14 protein-coding genes and 6 pseudogenes are annotated in these 20485 nt (G+C 55.7%); 2 read left to right on the top strand and 18 right to left on the bottom strand.

The annotated features are described in order from the left end of the window. Positions 1–223: 223 nt before the first annotated feature. The gene (locus CXK91_RS06445) at positions 224–559 is read left to right on the top strand and encodes a transposase (RefSeq protein WP_081262894.1); all 336 of its coding nucleotides are present in this window, start codon (positions 224–226) and stop codon (positions 557–559) included. A 206-nt stretch (positions 560–765) separates the two neighbouring features. On the opposite strand, the pseudogene CXK91_RS06440 reads toward CXK91_RS06445, so the two are convergent. The 12 genes and pseudogenes from CXK91_RS06440 to CXK91_RS06385 form a co-directional block, all read right to left on the bottom strand. Then, a pseudogene (locus CXK91_RS06440) lies at positions 766–873 on the bottom strand (IS5/IS1182 family transposase); the annotation flags it as partial. A 118-nt stretch (positions 874–991) separates the two neighbouring features. After that, positions 992–1995, bottom strand: a pseudogene (locus CXK91_RS06435) (transposase); the annotation flags it as partial. Positions 1996–2216: 221 nt separating this feature from the next. Continuing rightward, a complete protein-coding gene (locus tag CXK91_RS06430; RefSeq protein WP_011005926.1) occupies positions 2217–2570 on the bottom strand; it encodes a hypothetical protein in 354 nt (117 codons plus the stop codon). 404 nt (positions 2571–2974) lie between these two features. Then, the gene (locus CXK91_RS06425; protein WP_103455384.1) at positions 2975–4372 is read right to left on the bottom strand and encodes an OmpP1/FadL family transporter; all 1398 of its coding nucleotides are present in this window, start codon (positions 4370–4372) and stop codon (positions 2975–2977) included. A gap of 112 nt (positions 4373–4484) precedes the next feature. Beyond that, entirely contained in the window at positions 4485–5585 is a 1101-nt protein-coding gene (locus CXK91_RS06420) for an NAD(P)-dependent alcohol dehydrogenase (RefSeq protein WP_045633711.1), read from the bottom strand. 195 nt (positions 5586–5780) lie between these two features. Beyond that, the gene (locus CXK91_RS06415; protein ID WP_103455383.1) at positions 5781–6830 is read right to left on the bottom strand and encodes a 2Fe-2S iron-sulfur cluster-binding protein; all 1050 of its coding nucleotides are present in this window, start codon (positions 6828–6830) and stop codon (positions 5781–5783) included. Between the two features lie 154 nt (positions 6831–6984). Then, the gene (gene xylM / locus CXK91_RS06410; protein WP_004575906.1) at positions 6985–8100 is read right to left on the bottom strand and encodes a xylene monooxygenase subunit XylM; all 1116 of its coding nucleotides are present in this window, start codon (positions 8098–8100) and stop codon (positions 6985–6987) included. A gap of 27 nt (positions 8101–8127) precedes the next feature. Beyond that, positions 8128–9591, bottom strand: coding sequence for a benzaldehyde dehydrogenase (locus CXK91_RS06405; protein ID WP_004575907.1), 1464 nt, complete (start codon positions 9589–9591; stop codon positions 8128–8130). 31 nt (positions 9592–9622) lie between these two features. Then, entirely contained in the window at positions 9623–10231 is a 609-nt protein-coding gene (locus tag CXK91_RS22885; RefSeq protein ID WP_234461509.1) for a zinc-binding dehydrogenase, read from the bottom strand. A 39-nt stretch (positions 10232–10270) separates the two neighbouring features. Further along, positions 10271–10669: pseudogene (locus tag CXK91_RS23035) on the bottom strand (alcohol dehydrogenase catalytic domain-containing protein); the annotation flags it as partial. Positions 10670–11408: 739 nt separating this feature from the next. After that, a pseudogene (locus tag CXK91_RS06395) lies at positions 11409–12627 on the bottom strand (ISL3 family transposase). Positions 12628–12756: 129 nt separating this feature from the next. Next, a complete protein-coding gene (locus CXK91_RS06385) occupies positions 12757–14457 on the bottom strand; it encodes a sigma-54-dependent Fis family transcriptional regulator (RefSeq protein WP_004575910.1) in 1701 nt (566 codons plus the stop codon). 445 nt (positions 14458–14902) lie between these two features. Between CXK91_RS06385 and xylS the strand changes: the two genes are divergently transcribed. Continuing rightward, complete coding sequence (gene xylS / locus CXK91_RS06380) at positions 14903–15868, top strand: XylDLEGF operon transcriptional activator XylS (RefSeq protein WP_045633706.1); 966 nt, start codon at positions 14903–14905, stop codon at positions 15866–15868. Between the two features lie 84 nt (positions 15869–15952). Here the strand turns inward: xylS and CXK91_RS06375 are convergent. The 6 genes and pseudogenes from CXK91_RS06375 to dmpG form a co-directional block, all read right to left on the bottom strand. After that, positions 15953–16741: pseudogene (locus CXK91_RS06375) on the bottom strand (IS30 family transposase); the annotation flags it as partial. Between the two features lie 6 nt (positions 16742–16747). After that, positions 16748–17901 (bottom strand): IS3 family transposase gene (locus CXK91_RS06370; RefSeq protein WP_103455382.1). Its coding sequence is split into 2 segments (ribosomal slippage): positions 16748–17655 and positions 17655–17901, totalling 1155 coding nucleotides; the frame shifts between segments, so codons are not numbered across the junction. 64 nt (positions 17902–17965) lie between these two features. Further along, positions 17966–18205: pseudogene (locus CXK91_RS06365) on the bottom strand (helix-turn-helix domain-containing protein); the annotation flags it as partial. 204 nt (positions 18206–18409) lie between these two features. Beyond that, positions 18410–18601, bottom strand: a complete 192-nt coding sequence (locus CXK91_RS06360; protein ID WP_004575912.1) for a 2-hydroxymuconate tautomerase — start codon at positions 18599–18601, stop codon at positions 18410–18412. A 48-nt stretch (positions 18602–18649) separates the two neighbouring features. Then, the gene (gene dmpH / locus CXK91_RS06355) at positions 18650–19444 is read right to left on the bottom strand and encodes a 2-oxo-3-hexenedioate decarboxylase (RefSeq protein WP_064481768.1); all 795 of its coding nucleotides are present in this window, start codon (positions 19442–19444) and stop codon (positions 18650–18652) included. Beyond that, complete coding sequence (gene dmpG, locus CXK91_RS06350; RefSeq protein ID WP_045633704.1) at positions 19441–20481, bottom strand: 4-hydroxy-2-oxovalerate aldolase; 1041 nt, start codon at positions 20479–20481, stop codon at positions 19441–19443. Before dmpG ends, dmpH begins: the two co-directional genes overlap by 4 nt. Positions 20482–20485: the final 4 nt, after the last annotated feature.

The raw sequence follows: 20485 nt of genomic DNA, 5'->3' as shown, positions 1-20485 counted from the left end.
GGTGGGGTGCACGCGGTGAACTTCAGCGCGGCGCGGCGGCCGTGTGTGGACGAGACTAACGCCCGTCGCGGCCAGCGCTCTACGTGACGTTGTTCCATAATACCGATGCGCGGCGCTTGCTGTTCGCCACGCCGGGCCGGGATGCCCAGACCTTTGCGACGTTCGCAGCCGATCTGCGTGCGTATGGTGGCGAGCCCGACGCGATCACCGACATTGGTATCGACTGCCCAGGGCCTTCCAGGCGGGCGCGGCCAAGCAGCATCCGCAGGCGCGCCTCGCCTTCGATCCATTTCATGTGGTGGCGCTGGCCAGTCGGGCGCTCGACCAGGTTCGGCGTGCGGAAGTGAAGCTCGCGCCGGAGCTAAAAGGCAGTCGTTGGGCGTTGCTCAAGCGCGCGGCGCACTGGTATCGCAAACAGATCGACAGCATGCATTGGCTGCAGCGCAGCGGCCTGAAGACAGCGCGTGCCTTGCGCCTGAAAGAGGCATTGCGCCAACGCTATCAAGCACGCCCCGCACCGGATGACGCCGCTAGCCTGCTCGACCGCTGGATCTCGTAGGCACGTCGCTGCCGGCAGCGGACGAATGGCTTCGCCTTCGCTCCTGATGCCCCTCTCGTGAACTCAAGTCCGACAGGCTACTAGGCAGCGGTGCTAAGGATCCTCTGAAGTAGCCATGCATTTCTGGCTGACTTCAGCCTCCGCTGATTTTAAAAGCGGCAAATCAATCAGCCGCCGCGAGCAACTCGCGGTAGCCATTCCCCTCACTACAGGTGCACCTCTCCTGCGTTCGTCAGTAAATGCGGGCGTGCCATCCACCGATTCGACAGCGCGAATAGTGTCACCAGTTGCGCCGTGTTATTCGCCAGACCCCTCCTGCCGTCTCGATGGCATACACAACTTAAACTTTTCTGCAGCGCTCTTGGTGGGCGCCACAGCTCCGGCGTAGAGGCTGAGCAGCAGGCTCACCTCGTTGCGGGCCATCGCGTCCTAGACAGTGGAGGCGCCGCGATCAGTCGATGAGAGGTGTGCGTCGAGCGCCGACTTGACCTTGCCCATGTACGCCTCGGCGCTGCCTCGCTTGCGGAGAGCGCCAGGATCTTCTCCGATGGCCAGTCGAACTTGCCGAGGTTGGTGACCAGGAAGAAGGCATGCACCAACAGGTCATCGGGGCGTTCCTGCACCACCAGCACCAGCACCAGCACCACCAGCACCACGCGCCGTGGCGTCGGCCAGGAACCAGCCTGGTACTCAAGGTCGTGGCACCACTCCCGAGGCTGCTCGGGTTGACGGCCCGGTGGCCGCTTCAGGTGCGGTGCCGCCAGCTTCTGCAGGCCGATGTGGCTGCGCAGCAGGCCACCCACCATGTCGCCCGTTTCGGCCAGCGAGGCCACCAGCGGTGAGTAAATCCGTGCGCTGTAAAGCCCATGAAACGCCGAGCCACCCTAGTGGCCGTGGACATCGATCGGCACGCCGTCGATGTCCAGCGTCAGCTGCTCGGGGCGTTGGCCATGCTTCAGCGAGGTCAGACGCCAGACCACCAACAGCAGCAGGTCTTCATGCACAGCATCGATGTTGTCATTTCGCCCCATGCAGGTCAGCAGCCGCGACAGCGTGGCTTGAGACAGCCGACCCTGAGCTAGGGGCTTCATGCCACGCGCACCGCTGCAGGCCAACTGCCAGAGCGGGTCACGGCGCAGCGTGCCGGTATCGCTGAGATCGATCCAGCCCATCGCGCGCTGCAGCACCAGAGTGCGAAGCTGGCTGGCCAGCGAATGACGGATGCGCAGCGGGTTGCGGAGGTCGATCAGATTGTCCTCCAGCGCCTCGATCACGCCGCTGTTCGAGGGTTTCACGCAACAACAGAGCACCGCTGTCGCTGGTGGTGCGCTGGCCGCTCAGCTCGACACGAACAGCGCCGTTTCAGGAGTGCGTCCAGGCGGAAGGCTTTCACCCATAGCGGATGGCTCTCTTGGTTCATGTTCTTGGCGGAACACACTGAATTTCCGAGAGAATACCATCCGCTATCTTCGTTTTCAGGTCGGCCTCATGAATAAGCCGGGTTAATTCATGAGGTGCGCTTACTGGTCCCCCACCTGAGTCGGCTCTTTATACCCCCAAAAAAACTGATGCGCCCACGTCCACACTATCGGAACTGTCGTGCAGCTATAATCCGCGCCACCAAACAGACGGTGCAGGTGCAAGGCACCCTCGCGCCTTAATAGGCGGCCATAAATAGCACGACAACGCCCGCCAACGCCAAGCCGCCGTGCCCGATGATCGCCCACCAAGGCTTGGCGTTACGGAACAGCACCCCAAAAAACAACGCCCCTCCCAGAAAGGCTGCTACCAGCAGGCCCAGCGCCCAGAAAGCGGCCTGCGGAATCGAAGCATCGGGCCCGCCGCTAAACAACGCATAGACCAGCGTCACGAGTCCCGCGAAGGCGAGCCCACCGTGCGCCAACCTCAACCACGAAGGGTAACGCACCTTTATAGCCGTCAGCAGGGCTAAAAGTAACCCGCCCGAAGCAGCCGCTACCATCCACCAGAATATCCACTTCACAAGCTCCATCAGTTGCTCCTCAATTTGGTGTCTTTATAGAATGACGGCCGCCACTCGCCGCCCCCAATAATGTGGCATTGCTAGAATATAGCAACGAAGAAAACCAGCGGTCTTCCAGTAAGCTCATTCCATCGATAGCACATTGACTTACTTGCTCGCTCAAAGACGGTCAAGAAGTATCGCTAACGAATACGCAAGTGCAACTTTCAGTCCGCCTCCTTGCTAATATTATGATCTTAAGCCAGCATCAAGACTTATCGCCACCAACCTGACCTGCAATGCACATCTCAGTAGCCACTCATGCCTACCAGGCTAGTTAACCAGATAGCTATTGAACCCGAAGATTGAGCCAACAAAGATAGCGGCTCAAATTGATCAGTTCGAACTTCAGAGGCTTACGATAAGCGTTTTAATCAGAATGAATAATTATAGGCCAGGACGAAATTATCTTGCGCCATGGACGATTTCACGGGCGATGAGGTGTTGTAAGCCGACCGGTTGGTCATACTTTCCTTGAAGGCGTGCGAGTAGGCAGCATCGAATCTGCCTGATTTGGATAACTGATAACTAAATCCTAAAGAGGCATGATCCTGTAGCACTGCTGGAATCAGCGCCAGCAGCCCTTCGTCATTGAATGGCTGCGTGGCATGACGGTATCCTGCTCGCAGGGTTAAACGCGGGGTTGCCGCATACGACGTGCCAATCGCCATGATCGTTTGATCCTTGGCATCCTGCGGCAGCTTTAAGTCAACATCGCCCATCCCACTGGCGAACCCCAATTTAATGTCCTTCAAAGCATCCTTCCAGAAAACGCGAGAAACATCAAAAGCGATCAACCATTTATCCGTGACCTGATGGCTGATACCCACATCAAGCTTGGCTGGCGTATTGAAGTCCAAAAACCGAACCTCGCCTTCGATAGGCACATTACCGGCAATACCGTCCACCGCTGTAACAGTCCCCTTCCCTTTCAAGTCGTTCATGTGACTTTTGAACATGTAGGAGACACCCACATTCGTTGTGGGGGCCACCTTGTACAATAACCCTAATCTGCCCGAATACCCCCACCCATCAACGCCACTCGAAATCTCTTTGTTTTTGCTAACGCTCAAATGGACACCCCGTGGGTCGGGCAAGGTTCCAATCACCCCCATTAAGGAGCCGGACGCTCGCCCATCCCCCGCTAGACTACCTAGCTGGTTCATTCCAAGTAAATAATCAAGATTCAAGCCAGTCCACTTGGCATCAAGTGAACCGCCAATGGTCAGGCGATCGTTAACTTTAAAGCTCGCAGCAAAAGGTATATCAAGGATAAACAAACGGCTCGCATTTTCAAGACCGGTATCCGCCCCGGCAGCATAACCCTTTCCACCAACATCACCGCGCGACAAAAAACTGTCATCCCCATATTCCACCCCTACACCGGCTTGTGCAAACACGCCCGCACCGAAGGTCCAGTTGGAAACCTTGTGGATATAAGCAAACTGGGGGGCAACATAGGGTCCTCTGTTGTTCGAATGGTCACTCGACGACACATGCTCCCCGGTCTCCGGGTTAGTGGCGCTAATGTCTGTAGTGAAAAGATCGAATCCGAGCAACAGTTCGCCGGCAGAATCAGATAAATCCATGGTCGCTGGGTTGACCATCATCGACGCGGGCCCGACATAATGCGCAACAGCCGTTCCACCCATGCTCCTAGAAATTGCTCCAAAGCCCTCCAAGAACAAACCATCCGTCGCTATCGCATGGCTTGATGCGATACCCAAGATCACACCACTAATTACCTTATTGGGTAAATTTTTTATTTTCATATGCTTCACCGTTTATTAACGTTTTTATATGGGGAAAACAACATCGAACAACACATTCTCTACGCAACGTTGGAAAAGTTCCGCACGGGCCGCGCATTTCTACCAGCACGCGTCAACCAATCCGGAGTACCGGCTTAAGCGTCACGCCTTTTTCCGAATCTTCGGCGGCTCGATTGATTTCATCAAAAGGATAAAACTTAATCAGCTTGTCAAACGGAAACTTCCCCTGACGATAAAGCTCCACCAGCCTGGGAATGAAAATATCCGAGATCGACTGACCCTCAACGATTCCACGAAGCTTACGATTGAATAGCAGGAAGTTAATGTCAACGGGAACTGTGGCCCCCATAGGTGGCGCACCTACAATACCGATCTCACCGCCTATAGCAGAGCTGTGGATCGCCTGCGTAAGCACGGCGGGCAAACCGCTAGTCTCCAATACATACGGAACACCGTCAGCGAATATCTCTTTGATCGCCACAATGGGATCGTTAGCGGCCGGGTTAATAATGTGCGTCGCCCCAAGTTCACTGGCTAGTTCCAGCCGGTTTTCCTTAACGTCGACAGCGATGATGGTGGTACAACCTGCTACAACGGCAGCCATCACGGCCGAAAGACCAACTGCCCCAGCACCAAAAATTGCGATAGCAGAACCCGCTGGCGGATTAAGCGCATTCAGAACAGACCCTGCGCCAGTTTGAATGCCACAACCAAGAGGCCCAAGCAACTCAAGCGGTACGTCTTTTGTAACCTTCACAGTGTTGCGTTCATAAGATAGCGCATATGTCGCAAAGGAGGACTGCCCAAAAAAGCTTGCTCCCACCTCTGCCCCTTGGTGATCGTGGATGGTGCACTCCCCGGTTACCGAGCGCCCCATAAAGTTAGGGCCAAATGAGTTTGCACAACTAGTAGGGTCTCCGGAAAGACAAGCATCACAGCTCCCGCAGGTATAAAATGTCAAAACAACATGATCGCCCGGCTTAACCTTTTTGACCGCGGACCCAACACGCTCAACCACACCAGCCCCTTCATGCCCAAATACCATCGGTAGTGGAACCGGATAATGCTGATCGCGACAAACCAGATCCGTATGACACAGCCCGGTTGCAACCAATCTAACGAGAACCTGATCTTCAGCTGGCTCATTAAGAGCTACATGCTCAAGTAAGAACGGGCCATTTTTTTGGCGAACTATTGCCGCTTTGATTTCCATTTCCATCTCCTTCTTTATTCCAGACTAAAGCTATAAACCGATATTTACCAACTTTTGGACAACAACCTATTTATCTCACCGCCATCAATTTTTTGCCGAAAGACGATTCCAATCATAAATTTACCGATTAGCTCGAATACCCGTAAGCTCGACTATGCATCGAACCACAGTTAAACTTGTAAACTTCTGCTACTGCTAGCAAGGAGGTCTATTATAAAAACGGTCCGCAAACACTAATTCCCGCGCAACACCAAGTCGAACGAGCTCGGTCTCGGCAGCGTCCACCATAGGGGGCGGCCCGCAAAGGTATCCTTCATAAGGCTGCCCCGTGAGGTACTCCTTAAAATACTCGGTTACCATGCCACGTTTCCCTTTCCATGACGACGTAGAAGACTCTTCGGACAAAACTGGAATAAGCTCGAAGCGCCCAGCCCAATCGAGTTGCAGCGCTTCTATTTCGTCGAGGCAATATAGGTCACGTTGTTGACGAGCTCCAAAGAACAACAACACATCACGCTCTCGCTGGGCCTGGGTCATGCTCTGCAAAACACATTTAATTGGAGCAAGCCCCGTTCCGCCGGCTACGCAGACCATCGTGGCATTGCTCTCATGGAGCCCGAACTGTCCATAAGGCGCTCGCAGGGTTAGTGTCGCTCCCGTACGATCGCCACCAAATAGCCAACCACTGAAAACTCCACCTGGGACAAGGCGAACATGGAAGCTCAGGGAGCCGTCAGGTTGGGGCGGAGCGGAAAAGGAATAACTCCTTACAGCAGAGCATTCTGCACATTCTACATCTGCATACTGGCCGGGGTAGAAGGCTATCTGCTTATCGGGCACTACTTCCATCTCGATTATATCGTGCGCCAGCCGTTTCTGCTTACTAATCAAGGCACTCGTTTCTATTGGAACTAACGCCTGCCCGAGCACTGTGTCTAGCTCTATCTCGAGATCTTCTTTTGGTATGCATTGACAACCCAAACGATAGCCGGACTGATACAGATCGCCACTCAGACCCATAGCAGAAGAGGTCAACTCATTCACCCTGCCAGATATCAGTTTATATTTACATGTCCCACAAGATCCGACTTTGCAATCATGCGGAAAGGCAATTCCTTGATGCAGAGCGCTTTCCAGAATGGTTTGCCCGCGTGGCACCTTAAACTGAAACCCCTGCCCTCTAACTGAAACGGTAGATTCCCGAGGCGGCACAAATAAACCAGAGATTTTCTTAAAAAAACTCATTCATAAACCCATCGCTCAGTTAGACGCCCGTTAATTATAAAAAACGGAAAATTTGTCCGATTTGGAACGTTTTTTTTCAAAAAGAGACCGTAGATTTCGTTCGCTCTTCGCTTATCTACGGTCTCAGTCGAAACGATTTAGACTGCCTGTATTATCAAATGCTAGCTAGCCCGCCCCGCCCCAGTTCACTTTCACACCACAGTGGCCATCCCGCTTTTTTATTAGCAGCCATAGCCAGTTCGCGCTCACCTGGAGTTGCGTACCGCTGGTCCCAATCTTTCAACTTTGGTTTTGCAATGAGAGCGAACCAAAGAGGCGGAATAAGCCCTAGAAGGAAACACACAAAGAGCGAAGGCATCTGCGGGGCTTCTTTTTCCGGACGCAACTCATAGAACCGTGTATAGCCGTCAATATGATGATTGATATGGTTAGTAATTTCGCAACCCAGCGGGCGCACAATTGTTCCCATATGATTCCACGCGTGGTGCAGGAGGATAGGCTTATCTAGATCGCGTACTAAACCATAGTGTTGAAAGTAATTAAAACCCTCGACTATCCCTTTCGCAATAATCATCGAAGCAATCGTAACCAACCCTAATGCTGGCCCGCCCAGATAAGCAACCAGGCCAGGCAGAGCGAGCAGGAGTGCGACATATTGATATGTTTTGTTGGACAAATTCCACGGTGACTGTCCTTTTCTACGTAAAGTTTCAGCCTCAATCTTTATCGCATCTTTGACGGAACCAACTGTCGCACTGATCACGAAACTGTAAATTGTCTGACCACGGTACGGAGTATCGCTATCGAGAGGCGTATCTAAGTAAAGGTGATGCGTGTTGACATGGGCAATGTCTCGGTTCGGATCACCATAAAACATAGCCAATAGCTGCGCCATTTTCCGAGGCAACCAGTGGCGACGATGCATCAACTCATGCGAAACCGGAAGAGTTGGCACACCACTAAGCCAAGCCAAAGAAAGAATGCACCCTGCCACTTGTAACGGCTCACTAAGTTCGATACGCCCGTTTTCAACTCCAAAGACAAGGAGCCCATATAGACCGATCATTAATGGTAACTGCAAATACTGGGTAAGGTCTGCGAAAAAGGGACTTACCTTTCTGGCCGAAAAATCCTTCGGTAAAATGACATCAAGCACCATCAGTACAGGGAATGTTGCCGCCCCAAGCCAAACCCAATAGCCACCATAGTAAAATCCGATCAGCCCGCAAGCAGTAACAACAGGAATCAGGTAATAACGAAGCGTGTCCATATATCCTCCTACTTTATTATTGTCGACTCAGAATGGGTAATTAGCTGGCTTCTCAACCATACTAATCCATTGAGATTGAGTAAATTCTTCAATACTTGCAGGTCCGCCAAACCGGCCTCCGCTACCCGAGGCACCCATTCCTCCGAAGGGAACATGCGGCTCACAGTTAATTGGCTGGTCATTAATATGGACCATACCGGTATTTAGACGCTTTGCGATGTCTAGACCAGTCGCCAACGCCCTAGTATGGATAGATGCGGCCAAGCCATACTCCGAACAGTTTGCTAATTCAATCGCCTCTTCAATACTGTCAAATACAGTGATCGGAGCCACCGGGCCGAAAATTTCAGATTTGAAAACCTCCATCTCCGGCTTCACGTCCATGATTACGGTAGCTTGGTAGTAGCGATCTTGATATGTACCTCCCGCCAAAACCTTAGCACCGGCGCTTTGTGCAGATTCGACGAGCGCGTGGACGCGAACTACCTGTTTATCATTGATAAGTGGGCCGAGATGCACTCGATCCGAGTTTGGATCCCCCACCACTAAGTTCTTCGCACGTAGCGCCAGTTTCTCTGCATATTGCTGGGCAACGTCCCTATGTACTAAATGACGTCCGGCGGCCATGCACACTTGGCCCTGATGCAAGAACGTACCCCAAGCAGCGCAGCTGACAGCCCCATCTAAATCGGCGTCAGGCAACACGATGTGGACATTGTTACCACCCAGTTCAAGCGCAACCTTTTTCAGCATTCTCCCGCATTTCTCTCCGATCAACCGGCCCACCTGTGTGGACCCGGTAAAAGAAATCATGTTAATTCCGGAGTTCGCAACCATTGACTCTCCTACGTCCGCTCCACCAGGAAGAACGTGAAGAACACCGTCCGGCATGCCAGCGTCGGAAAAGATCTCGGCAATGAGCGCCCCCCCGGTGACAGCAGTCTGAAGGTCGGGCTTTAAGATCACCGCATTACCCAACGCTAAGGCTGGTGCTACCGAACGCATTGCTAAAAACAACGGGAAATTCCAAGGTGCAATTACACCGACCACGCCAACTGGAACGCGCTGACAAAGATTCATGCGCCCTGGAACTGCCGATGGAAACAACGTACCGTTAGACAAATAAGCTAAACCCGCAGCTTGATGCATTTGCTCATACGCAATTCCGGCCTCCCATAAGCCCTTCGGACGAATTGCGCCGCATTCCCGCACGTTCCAATCGGCGAACTCATGTTCGCGCTCCTTTAGTTTTTCGGCAGCCTTGCGGACAATGGCGGCTCTTTCACTAAATGGTATTGCGGCCCATTCCTTTTGCGCTCTCTTAGCTGCGTTCACAGCAGCATCGACATCTTCGCCGTTAGCAACGCCCGTAATGCCAAGAATATCTCCATTGGACGGGTCGACAACATTGGCAACACCTCCCCGCGCCTCCACCCAATTAGAACTAAACACCTTCCCGTACCAGATAGGCTGCTCTTTTGTTTCCCGCATAATTATGCCTCCTTAACTTCAAAATTATAAATTAGATACATGTGCCATTGGGCTCAAACAGGATTTTCAAGGACTGACCATTTAAGGCCATTTCGAACGCATCCTCTGCCGCCGATAGTGGCAATCGATGCGATACGAGCGAAGACAAATCAACACGCCCTGTAACCAGTAAGCTAGTTGAACGCTCCCATGTTTCAAACAGACGCCTGCCATGCAGGCCACGTACAATAAGGCCTTTAAAAAGCCACTCCTCTAGGTTGAGCAAAATATCATGTGACGGGACGCCCATCAGTCGCAACTCACCACCATGGGTGATGGATTGAATAAGCTCCTTTAACGCCGCTGCTTGCCCGGAATAGTCAATTGCAACATCTACTCCCCTCTCACCGAGCAGCGAACGCACAGTCTTATAAACGCTCTCTTCAGTTGCATTAATGCATTCATCCGCCCCCATTTTGGCTGCTGCAGTGAGGCGCAGAGGATGAATGTCAGTTGCAATGACCTTGCTTGCTCCCAGTGCTTTGGCGGCTGCAATGTTCATAAGTCCGATCGGACCGCAACCAGAAACAAGAACATTCAATCCCGAAACCCCAGAACCTTCCAGACTTGCATGCACCGCAAGCCCGAACGGCTCCATCATTGCCGCCTGGAGCGGAGGAATTCCGCACGGCACCGGCCAACACACGCTCTCCGGAACCACGACGAAAGACGCGAAGCCTCCATCAAAGTCGACCCCCGGATACCGCGTATTAGGACAAACATGCGCCCAACCGCGTCGACACGTGTAGCACGTTCCACAAGGGAGATGACTCTCCAGACTGACGCGCATCCCAGGCCTTAGACCTTTAACGTCAGATCCGACCTGTTCAATCACCCCGCTAACTTCATGACCCAAGATAGTGGGGAGTTTCATTCTTTTGGCGAACTCGCCCCATTTATAGATCAACAAGTCAGTACCACAGATACCGGCCGCTTCAACTTTCACCAGCACGTCAGTACTGTGGGCCTCTTTAGGGGCGGCCACATCATCGACAGATAGCCCTCCTGGCCCTGCTTTAGTTTTCCTTATCGCGAGCATTGAATCACCTATGTAGACGTCAAATGTTATAGGTAGCGAGGACGGCGATATCAAATCACTTAATGCATCACATGCAGCCAAGTTCTCGGCAACAAACGCACAGCTTCCGAGATCGACACGACTAGTTAGTAATGTCGCTGCAGCTGTGACTGCGGTAGATGACTAAGGCTCGAGCGAATGCGCGACAGGCTGGATATATCGTTGCAGACCTGGGCATATAGTCGGTTGAGGTTAGCGATGAGATTGAAGATTGATGCAGCCGCACCGTGGGACTGGCATCTATAACCCTATTACGAGAGATGAAGCCGATAACTGCGACGCAAATGGTGCGCAAAGTCGCACGCACGCCAATGACCTTGGGCTCACAAAAATTGGTGGTCGGGCTAGCCTGCTTGGGCTCGCCCTCAGAAAGCTCTAGGCCAGCGTCACAGACTCCAAGCGTAACGGCTACGGCTGGCCCGCTTTGAGGATATACATGGCGAAAGCAACCAATCTGAGCAGAGTTGAGAAAATACAACATTGAAGGGTCACCACTATTTTTATTTTAAGTCTCGTATAGCTAGCAACCGCCATGCCATTGCTTATACCGATCCGCTTATCGCATCTAGATCATTGATTTGCTTCGTAAAAAAAAAGGGGGGGGTATGAGAGAAATCTCCAGCACGCTGGCTGTATTTGAGCAAATCATCAATCGCGCATAATCACCTGTCGATTTGATCAAGACAGCGATAAAAAAGGTTCATCGCGCTTTCCCGGGGAAGGCGGCCTTGATTTTCAGTAAGAAGTAGTCCGAGTCCCGGAAACCATAGGCCATGCGCTTGATCACCTTGATACGGTTGTTCAGGCCCTCCAGCAGGCTGGTATGCATGGGAAAACGAGCGCTGGCGAGGATGCCGCGTATATAGCGCCTGAGGTTTTTGGCGAAGCGCTGTAGCGGTGCCAAGCCACTGTCACGGGCATGCCGTAGCCAGGCCCGCCAGCGTTGCCAGCCTTCCCATACGCTCGGGGCGTACCAGACTTCCTTCAGTGCGTCCTTGAGCAGATAGACCGTCGCCAACGGCTGGTTGGCGACGAGCAATTCCTGCAACTGCACGGCTTGGCCGTCCTTGAGGTTCGCAGCGTTGCGCAGCAGCAGCCAGCGGCTGCGCTTGACCACCTTGCGCGCTGGTTTGTTATCGCGCAGGAGGTTGGCCTGGTCGACGCGGATACGGTCGATCACCTCACGACCGTAGCGCGCCACCACATGGAACAGGTCGTACACCACTTCGGCTTGAGGGCAGTGCCGCTTCACTTCCAGGTCGAAAGCGGTGTTCATGTCCATGGCGACCGCCTCGATGTACTGGCAATGCTCACCGGGCCACTCGAAGAATGGGCGAATCGCCTGGCGACTGGTGCCGTGGCCGACCCACAGCACGCGTGTTCGCTCCGCATCCATGATCACCGTGGCGTAGCGATGGCGCTTGTCCAGGGCGAACTCGTCCATCCCCAGGCGCCGGACGTCGCCCGGCTCGATGGCGCCTGCCTCCGCTTCCAGGCGGCGTTTGTCGAGGGCCTTGAGGGTGTGCCAATGCACGCCGGTGAATTTGCTGACGTGGCTCATGGGCAGTATCCGCAACAAGCCCTCGAGCCAGGTTTGCAAACGTCGAGTCAGGCGGGAAGCCGGCTCCAGCCAATGGATCCGTTCGGTCACCCGCCCACAACAACGCAGGCAGTCGACGCGACGCACGGGCAATTGAATAATTGAATTGGAGCAGCACCCGCTGATCCAGCAGGTCGCTGTCACGCACGTGGCGTAGACGCCGTTCGTGAATCAACGGACAGGGCTCTAGACAGCGCCCACACCGGGGCACTCGCGTGGCCTGGGGTTCGAGCCCGATCAGCAGGGTATTTTCAGCTACGGGGCGAGAGGCGACAACGTCGTAGCCTGGCCAGAAAGCGGCAAGATCAATAGGATGCACGGCGACAGCAAGGTGTGGGGGTTGGGATGTTGAGCGACTGCCAATTTACCCACTCCCCTGCCTGTCAACTCGCTCTTTCCCCAGAATCCGCGAAGGACCTTAGAAAGGCCCAAACCTGGCGCAAGGCAGCTATCGGCCCGTTGCTTTCACAGATAGGCTGGGGTCAAGCTTCTTAAGTCGATAGGCCATTGCCGGGCGGGTCAATCCCAGCAACCGCGCCGCCTGTGAGATATTCTGCCCACAACGGTCCATGGCCGTGCGCATTAAACCCGCCTCGAGATCCTCGAGACTGACGCCCTGGTCGATAATTTGCCTAAACCAACTGTCACCGGACTCCTCCTCCAACCGGCCCTCGCTTGATAGCCTGTCGCCTTCGGTAGCCATCGCCAACCCGGGGAACAGCGACTCGACATTGATGCTTTCGTTGCTCTCGGTGAGAATCACCCCGCGCTCAAGGGCGTTCTCCAGCTCGCGGATATTGCCTGGCCATTGGTAGTGGAGGCAGGCCTCCATCGCTCGATCAGACAGGCCAAGAGTCTTCTTGCCGTATTCCTTATGGTGCCTTCTGAGAAAATGCTCGACCAGCAGCGGGATGTCTTCCACGCGCTCGCGCAACGGCGGGATCTGCACGGGAAAAACATTCAGCCGAAAGAACAGGTCTGCGCGAAAGCGCCCCATCTTGACCGCCTCTTCCAGGTTCTCGTTTGTTGCGGTGATTAACCTCACGTCGACCTTTCGCGTGCGGTCGCCGCCGACCCGCTCTAGCTCTCCTTCCTGCAATACCCGTAGCAGGGTGGCCTGAGCCCTCGGCGTCAATTCGATCACCTCATCAAGAAAGATGGTGCCGCCGTTGGCCCGTTCAAAACGTCCAGCGCGTGCATTGACCGCGCCCGTATAGGCGCCCTTATCGACACCAAACAGTTCCGACTCGATCAGATCCGGCGGAATTGCCGCACAGTTCACCGCGACGAAGGGTTGCTCTGCGCGCTCACTGCGCAAATGCACGCTGCGCGCGATTACCTCCTTGCCCACCCCAGTCTCACCCAGTAGCAGAACCGAAACCTTGCCGCGTGCAGCCTTGTCGATGGTCTCACAGATGCGCTTGTAGGCTGGCGAATGGCCAATGCCGTAATACTGCCCATCGTACTGCTTCAGGCGGTTGCGCAGGTTGGCAACCTGGGTCTGCAGCTCGTAGCGCTCGTCTACGATCGGGTCGCTTTTGAAGTAGGCTTCGAAACTGCTGACATCGCCCCACTCTTCTGCGGTCTTGCCTACGATAAGGCATTTATCGTCACCGCACCCGCGACAGCTAGTTTCCTGGAAAATGATTCTGCGGCCCATGAATGCCGAACCATAGCCGCTAGCATAGCCTAGCACCGTCCAGCAGACGGGCTCATTCATCAGGCCCAGCTCAGTTCGGCAGATATCCACTTCAAAGGAATCAATCCACTCGGCCTCCACGTTGAAACGTCCGTCCCGGATGGCGATATCCATCGTCAGCAAGCGTACTTTGACCATCCCCTTGAGCGCGTACAATTGAGGCCCAGCCAGGAACACCTCCTCCTCGCGCATGGCCGGCCGCAGCTTGCGTGCCAGCTCGGCATCCATCAGGCCGGACTGATAGCCCAACCGCAGGAAGAAACCCTTGGCCCGCTCGATGCCGATCAAGCTGATAATTTCGCGGCGGAAGCTGGCCAGCGTAGATAGCTGCATTAGCAGCATGCGCTGCTCTCCCAGCCAGATCTTGCCTTCGGCGGCAACGAAACGGATCTGGCTGATAAGGTCTTGCATATCCTCATGCTGCATCTTGGGTTTGTATATAAGCGACATTGTTTTTCTCTTGTTTTTATCGGGATGATCCACCCCGCAGCACATCAGTGGCTCACTGCGGTCATGACTACCTTGCAACGTCAAGGCCTGTGCTTGCCGGCTCAGCATTCCATCTGCCACTTTAGCATTTGCTTAGGTGGTCCTGAAAAATTAACCAATTGATTAACTGAAATCCACCTCAACGCAGATCCCCTTTATCCGCCAATTCGTCGCCGCATGCCCCGACAGCACGAACTTCTGGTGTTCTCGCTTCTTAAAAAGAACGTCTTCGTTCTGCTTGGCATTATTTTTGCTTGGAAAAGTGGTCACTGATTGCAAAAAGGATGGCGCAACGTGGCAATGGGGGTAACCCGTATACGCATCACGTCGAGATGCATTTTCATCGACCTGGCGCCTTTCTACATCACACCAAGCAGCCCACATTAAAATAAGAGAACCGTGAGCTATGGATTTTTGCTTATTGAACGAGAAAAGTCAGATCTTCGTCCACGCCGAGCCCTATGCAGTCTCCGATTATGTTAACCAGTATGTCGGTACGCACTCTATTCGCCTGCCCAAGGGCGGGCGCCCGGCAGGCAGGCTGCACCACAGAATCTTCGGATGCCTCGACCTGTGTCGAATCAGCTACGGCGGTAGCGTGAGGGTAATCTCGCCTGGATTAGAGACCTGTTATCATCTGCAAATAATACTCAAAGGCCATTGCCTGTGGCGTGGCCATGGCCAGGAGCACTATTTTTCGCCGGGCGAACTATTGCTGCTCAATCCGGATGACCAAGCCGACCTGACCTATTCAGAAGATTGCGAGAAATTTATCGTTAAATTGCCCTCAGTGGTCCTTGATCGGGCATGCAGTGACAACAATTGGCACAAGCCGAGGGAGGGTATCCGTTTCGCCGCGCGACACAATCTCCAGCAACTCGATGGCTTTATCAATCTACTCGGGTTAGTTTGTGACGAAGCGGAACATACAAAGTCGATGCCTCGGGTCCAAGAGCACTATGCGGGGATCATCGCTTCCAAGCTGCTCGAAATGCTGGGCAGCAATGTCAGCCGTGAAATTTTCAGCAAAGGTAACCCGTCTTTCGAGCGAGTCGTTCAATTCATTGAGGAGAATCTCAAACGGAATATCAGCCTTGAGCGGTTAGCGGAGCTGGCGATGATGAGTCCACGCTCGCTCTACAATTTGTTCGAGAAGCATGCCGGCACCACGCCGAAGAACTACATACGCAACCGCAAGCTCGAAAGCATCCGCGCCTGCTTGAGCGATCCCAGTGCAAATGTGCGTAGTATAACTGAGATAGCCCTAGACTACGGCTTCTTACATTTGGGACGTTTCGCTGAAAACTATAGGAACGCGTTCGGCGAGTTGCCTTCCGACACCCTGCGTCAATGCAAAAAGGAAGTGGCTTGATTACGAACGTAGCCGAAGAAGGGATGGGTTGAATCGCCCCGGCTTTCTTAGACACGGCGGTTGCAGGAGCTGAGTGCAACACGGTCATTGAATTGAGGCTGGAGCATCATGCCGCATAGCCAGGGCTTCCTGCATCACCTCACCCATGACTTCGATCGGGCACTTAAAGTCGAAGCGCTTACGCGGACGCATATTCAGTTGCAGTGCAATGGCGTCGAGTTCTTCCTGGCTGTGTACCGACAAGTCCGTGCCCTTGGGCAGGTACTGGCGAATCAGGCCGTTGATGTTTTCGTTGCTGCCGCGCTGCCAAGGGCTATGAGGATCGCAGAAGAATATCGCCACACCGGTTCTCTGGGTGATCTCAGCGTGCCGCGCCATCTCCCGCCCTTGGTCGTAGGTCATGCTCTTGCGCATCGCCAGCGGCATGCGATTGAGCGCGGCACTGAAGCCCTCCATCGCCGAGGTCGCCGTCGCGTCGTTCATCTTCACCAGCATCAGGTAGCCACTGGTGCGTTCCACCAAGGTGCCCACCGCCGAGGCGTTGGCCTTGCCCTTGATCAGATCACCTTCCCAATGGCCCGGCATCAGGCGGTCTTCAATTTCCGGCGGGCGCACGTGGATGCTGACCATCTCGGGAATCTGGCCGCGCCGATCTACACCGCCAGAACGTGGCCTGCGTGTCGTCTTACCTTGGCGCAGGCAGATGATCAGCTCCTTGCGCAGCTCTCCGACGGGCAGGGCGTAGATCGCGCTGTAGATCGTCTCGCGACAGACGTAGGCATCTCTGAGGTTGGGTATGTTCATGCTTCGCAGCTTGCCGGCAATCTGCTCGGGAGACAAACGCTCACGCAGCATGTGGGTCACCAGCTCGAAGGGGTTCTACCCCATTTCCACGGACGGTTTGAAAAGGGCTGAAAACTTCAGATCTTGCCGGGCGACTCTACGACGCATTCGTGGGTTATGAAACCGCTCGATGTAGTCGAATAGATCCGCCCGAGCCTCATCACGAGTTCGATACGACTGATGGACAACGCGCTCCCGTTTGAGCTGACCGAAGAAGCCTTCACAGGCAGCGTTGTCGCCGCAATGCCCGACGGCACTCATACTGCACACCAGCGTGTTGCGATTCAGAAAGCGCTGGTAGTCGGCGCTGGTGAATTGGCTGCCGCGATCCGAATGCAGGATCACTGACCAGTCACCCTGGCGCTGCCAGATCGCCATCTCCACCGCTCGAATCACCATCTGCCGATCCTGGCGGTGATGCATCGACCAACCGATCACCAGCTTGCTGTACAAGTCGAGCACCACGCATAGAAAGAGTTTGCCTTCCTGGGTGGCGATTTCCGTGATGTCCGTGACCCACTTGCGCTCTGGTTCCTGCGCGGTGAAGTCGCGCTCCAGCAGGTTTTTCACGCCTGCTGGGCGGCTGCTGGCGACTCTTCCAAAGCCACGCCGCTTCCGGCGTGGCCAGCCTTGAATTCGCTCAGCCGCCATCAGGCGAGCAACTCGGTTCAGGCTGACGGCTTCGCCCTCGTCGAGCAAATCCTCGTGCATTCGTGGCGCTCCGATCACACCCCGGCTGTCCTCGTGAATCTCCCGAATGCGCTTCACCAAGCGCGCATTCTCCTGAGCTCGCGCGCTTGGTTCACGATCCTGCCAGGCGTAATAGCCGCTGGCAGAAACCTTCAGGCAACGGCACATCAATCGTACCGGGTACTCGTTGCGGCAGCGCTGGATCACCGTGTACCGCTCGATGACTCCTTGGCAAAGTACGCTGCCGCGTCTCTTAAAAAATCACGTTCCTTGGTTACTCGGGCCAACTCGCGCTTGAGGCGGGCAAGCTCCTCATCCCGCGGGCTTCCCGTTCCAGGAAAGGCTTTCTCAGTACCTGGTTGTGCCTCCCGCACCCAGCGTGTGAGCAGGTTGGGAGCAACACCAATCTCCATGGCCACCTGTCGACAGCTCGCCCCTGAACGACGAACCAACTCGATGGCTTCCCGCTTGAACTCGGGACTGTATTTCTTGCGTTTCATGAACACTCCTTCAGCTCGGTGTGAGCTTACTCGAAAGTGTCCGTGCTGACGGGGTAGAACCCAAGCGTTCACTGCCTGGCAACAGCTTGCGCCTGGGCCGGCAGGCTTGGCGCCGGCGCTGCATCTGCTGCTGCGCTCCGTGGGCCGAGTAGGTGCCGCAAGCCTGGCGATTACGACGCAGCTCCCGGCTGATGGTCGAGGGGGATCGGTTGACCAGGCAGGCAATCCTTCTCTGACTGAAGCCTTGGACATGACCGATTTGGATCGTGGCGCGCTCTGCAACGCTGAGTTCGGAATAGGACATGGGGCAGCACCTTACCGGAAAGGTCAGGTGTTGCACTCAGTTTTTGCCGCCGCCCACTCTCCAAGCTCTGAAATAGCGTTTCTCAAACTCCACTGGCGATAGCTGCATAGCGCTGCTGTGCCGGCGTTTGCCCGCGCTCTTTGTGGCCGCCTGCCAATCCAGGTCGGGTTTTTCGACCCGAAATGCCTTTGCGCATCTCCACTTTCAGCGTCTGACCTTGCTGGCCAGTTCGCCGCCGATGCCGAAGTGGCCTTTGGGCATCTCGGTTATGATCACTCGTACGCTGGTCAGCGGCGCATCCAGGGAGCGCGAGATGGCCTCGCTGACTTCCCGAATGAGGGTTTCCTTCTGCTCGTCGCTGCGGCCTTCAAGGATGTGGATCTGGGCAATAGGCATGGTGTGCCTCCTGAAGAAGAGGCCGCCCGGGCAGGGCGGCCGGATGGCTCAGACGAAGCGCGCGGAGACGCTGCCAAGCCCCTGGTAGCGCACGGTGATGTTGTCGCCCGGCGCTACTGCGACGGCGGCGGTGATGCCGCCGGTCATGATGAAGGTGCCGGCCGGTATGTGCTCGCCGCGCTCGGCCAGCAGGTTGGCGAGCATCGCCACGCTGGACAGCGGATGGCCGAGCACCGCGGCACCGGCACCGAGTTCCACCACCTCGCCGTTCTTCTCCATCACCACGCCAAGAGTGCGCAGGTCGACATCCTCCAGGCTGGCCATGCGACCGCCGGTGATATAGCGGGTCGAGGAGGCGTTGTCGGCCACCACGCTGATCAGGTCGAACTTGAAGTTCTCGTAGCGTGAGTCGATCACCTCGACGGTGGGGATCACGTAGTCGACCGCGGCGATCACGTCGCCGATATGGCAACCAGGCCCCACCAGCGGTGCCTTGGTGACCACCGCGATTTCCGCCTCGATCTTGGGGTGGATCAGCTTGGAACACTCCACCGTGCCGCCGTCGGGCACGCTGAAGTAGTCGGCGAGAAAGCCGTAGATCGGCGTCTCCACGCCCATCTGTGCCATCTTCGCCCATGAGGTCAGGCCCATCTTCAGGCCGACGATCTTGTTGCCGCGCTCCTCCTTGCGCCGGCGGATTTCCCACTGGATGTCGTAGGCATCGGCGAAGGTCATCTCGGGATAGTCGTTGGTGACCTTGTGGATGTCATGGGCCTGCAGTTCGGCGTTCTCGATGTGCTCGGCCAGGGCCAGCACCTGCTCGGGGCTGAGGGTACGGTTCATGCGCTCACCTTCTGGTTCTGGCGGGCCCGGGACATATCCAGGGCGAGGTCCTCGATCATGTCTTCCTGGCCACCGACGGTGCCGCGGCGCCCCAGCTCGACCAGAATGTCGCGGGCCGGTATGCCGTACTTCTTCTCGGCGCGCTGGGCAAACAGCAGGAACGAGCTGTACACCCCGGCATAGCCCAGGGTCAGCGCATCGCGGTCGACGCGGATCGGCTGATCCATCATCGGCACCACCAGGTCCTCGGCGACGTCCATGATCTTGTAGAGGTCGATGCCGGTTTCCACGCCCATGCGCTTGCACACCGCGACGAAGACTTCCAGCGGGGTGTTGCCGGCACCGGCGCCGAGACCGGCGACCGAGCCGTCGATGCGTGAGGCACCGGCTTCGATGGCGGCCAGCGAATTGGCGATGGCCATGCCCATGTTGTGGTGGCCGTGGAAGCCGATCTCGGTGGCCGGGTTCAGCTCGGCGCGCAGCAGGCCGATCTTCTCGCTGACTTCATCGGGCAGCATGTAGCCGGCGGAGTCGGTGCAATAGATGCAGTTGGCGCCGTAGCTTTCCATCAGCCGCGCCTGCTCCAGCACTTTTTCCGCGCTGATCATGTGCGCCATCATCAGGAAGCCTACGGTATCGGCGCCCAGCTTGCGTGACATGCCGATGTGCTGCTCGGAGACATCGGCCTCGGTGCAATGCGTGGCCACTCGAATGGTGGAGACGCCACAGTCGAGCGCCATCTTCAGGTGGTCGACCGTGCCGATGCCTGGCAGCAGCAGGGCGGATACCTTGGCCTGCTTGAGGCGCGGGATCACCGCACGCAGGTATTCCTCGTCGCTGTGCGCGGGGAAACCGTAGTTGATCGAGCGACCGCCGAGGCCGTCGCCGTGGGTGATCTCGATCAGTGGCATGCCGGCAGCGTCGAGGCCGGTGGCGACCGCGATCATCTGCTCGAGGCTGATCTGGTGGCGCTTGGCGTGCATGCCGTCGCGCAGGCTCATGTCGTGCAGGGTGACGTTCTTGCCTTGCAGATTCATGGTG

The sequence above is a fragment of the Stutzerimonas stutzeri genome (assembly GCF_002909485.1).
Classification (GTDB): Bacteria; Pseudomonadota; Gammaproteobacteria; order Pseudomonadales; family Pseudomonadaceae; genus Stutzerimonas; species Stutzerimonas stutzeri_AH.
The sequence above is the reverse complement of the archived record's forward strand: the minus strand, read 5'-3'. Positions and strand labels throughout refer to the sequence as shown.

Excerpts from the sequence above, each read along its gene's own strand:
- CXK91_RS06430 (WP_011005926.1), bottom strand. The coding sequence starts at position 2,570 with ATGGAGCTTGTGAAGTGGATATTCTGGTGGATGGTAGCGGCTGCTTCG.
- CXK91_RS06425 (WP_103455384.1), bottom strand. The coding sequence starts at position 4,372 with ATGAAAATAAAAAATTTACCCAATAAGGTAATTAGTGGTGTGATCTTG.
- CXK91_RS06420 (WP_045633711.1), bottom strand. The coding sequence starts at position 5,585 with ATGGAAATCAAAGCGGCAATAGTTCGCCAAAAAAATGGCCCGTTCTTA.
- CXK91_RS06415 (WP_103455383.1), bottom strand. The coding sequence starts at position 6,830 with ATGAGTTTTTTTAAGAAAATCTCTGGTTTATTTGTGCCGCCTCGGGAA.
- xylM (WP_004575906.1), bottom strand. The coding sequence starts at position 8,100 with ATGGACACGCTTCGTTATTACCTGATTCCTGTTGTTACTGCTTGCGGG.
- CXK91_RS06405 (WP_004575907.1), bottom strand. The coding sequence starts at position 9,591 with ATGCGGGAAACAAAAGAGCAGCCTATCTGGTACGGGAAGGTGTTTAGT.
- CXK91_RS22885 (WP_234461509.1), bottom strand. The coding sequence starts at position 10,231 with ATGATGGAGCCGTTCGGGCTTGCGGTGCATGCAAGTCTGGAAGGTTCT.
- CXK91_RS06385 (WP_004575910.1), bottom strand. The coding sequence starts at position 14,457 with ATGTCGCTTATATACAAACCCAAGATGCAGCATGAGGATATGCAAGAC.
- xylS (WP_045633706.1), top strand. The coding sequence starts at position 14,903 with ATGGATTTTTGCTTATTGAACGAGAAAAGTCAGATCTTCGTCCACGCC.
- CXK91_RS06360 (WP_004575912.1), bottom strand. The coding sequence starts at position 18,601 with ATGCCTATTGCCCAGATCCACATCCTTGAAGGCCGCAGCGACGAGCAG.
- dmpH (WP_064481768.1), bottom strand. The coding sequence starts at position 19,444 with ATGAACCGTACCCTCAGCCCCGAGCAGGTGCTGGCCCTGGCCGAGCAC.
- dmpG (WP_045633704.1), bottom strand. The coding sequence starts at position 20,481 with ATGAATCTGCAAGGCAAGAACGTCACCCTGCACGACATGAGCCTGCGC.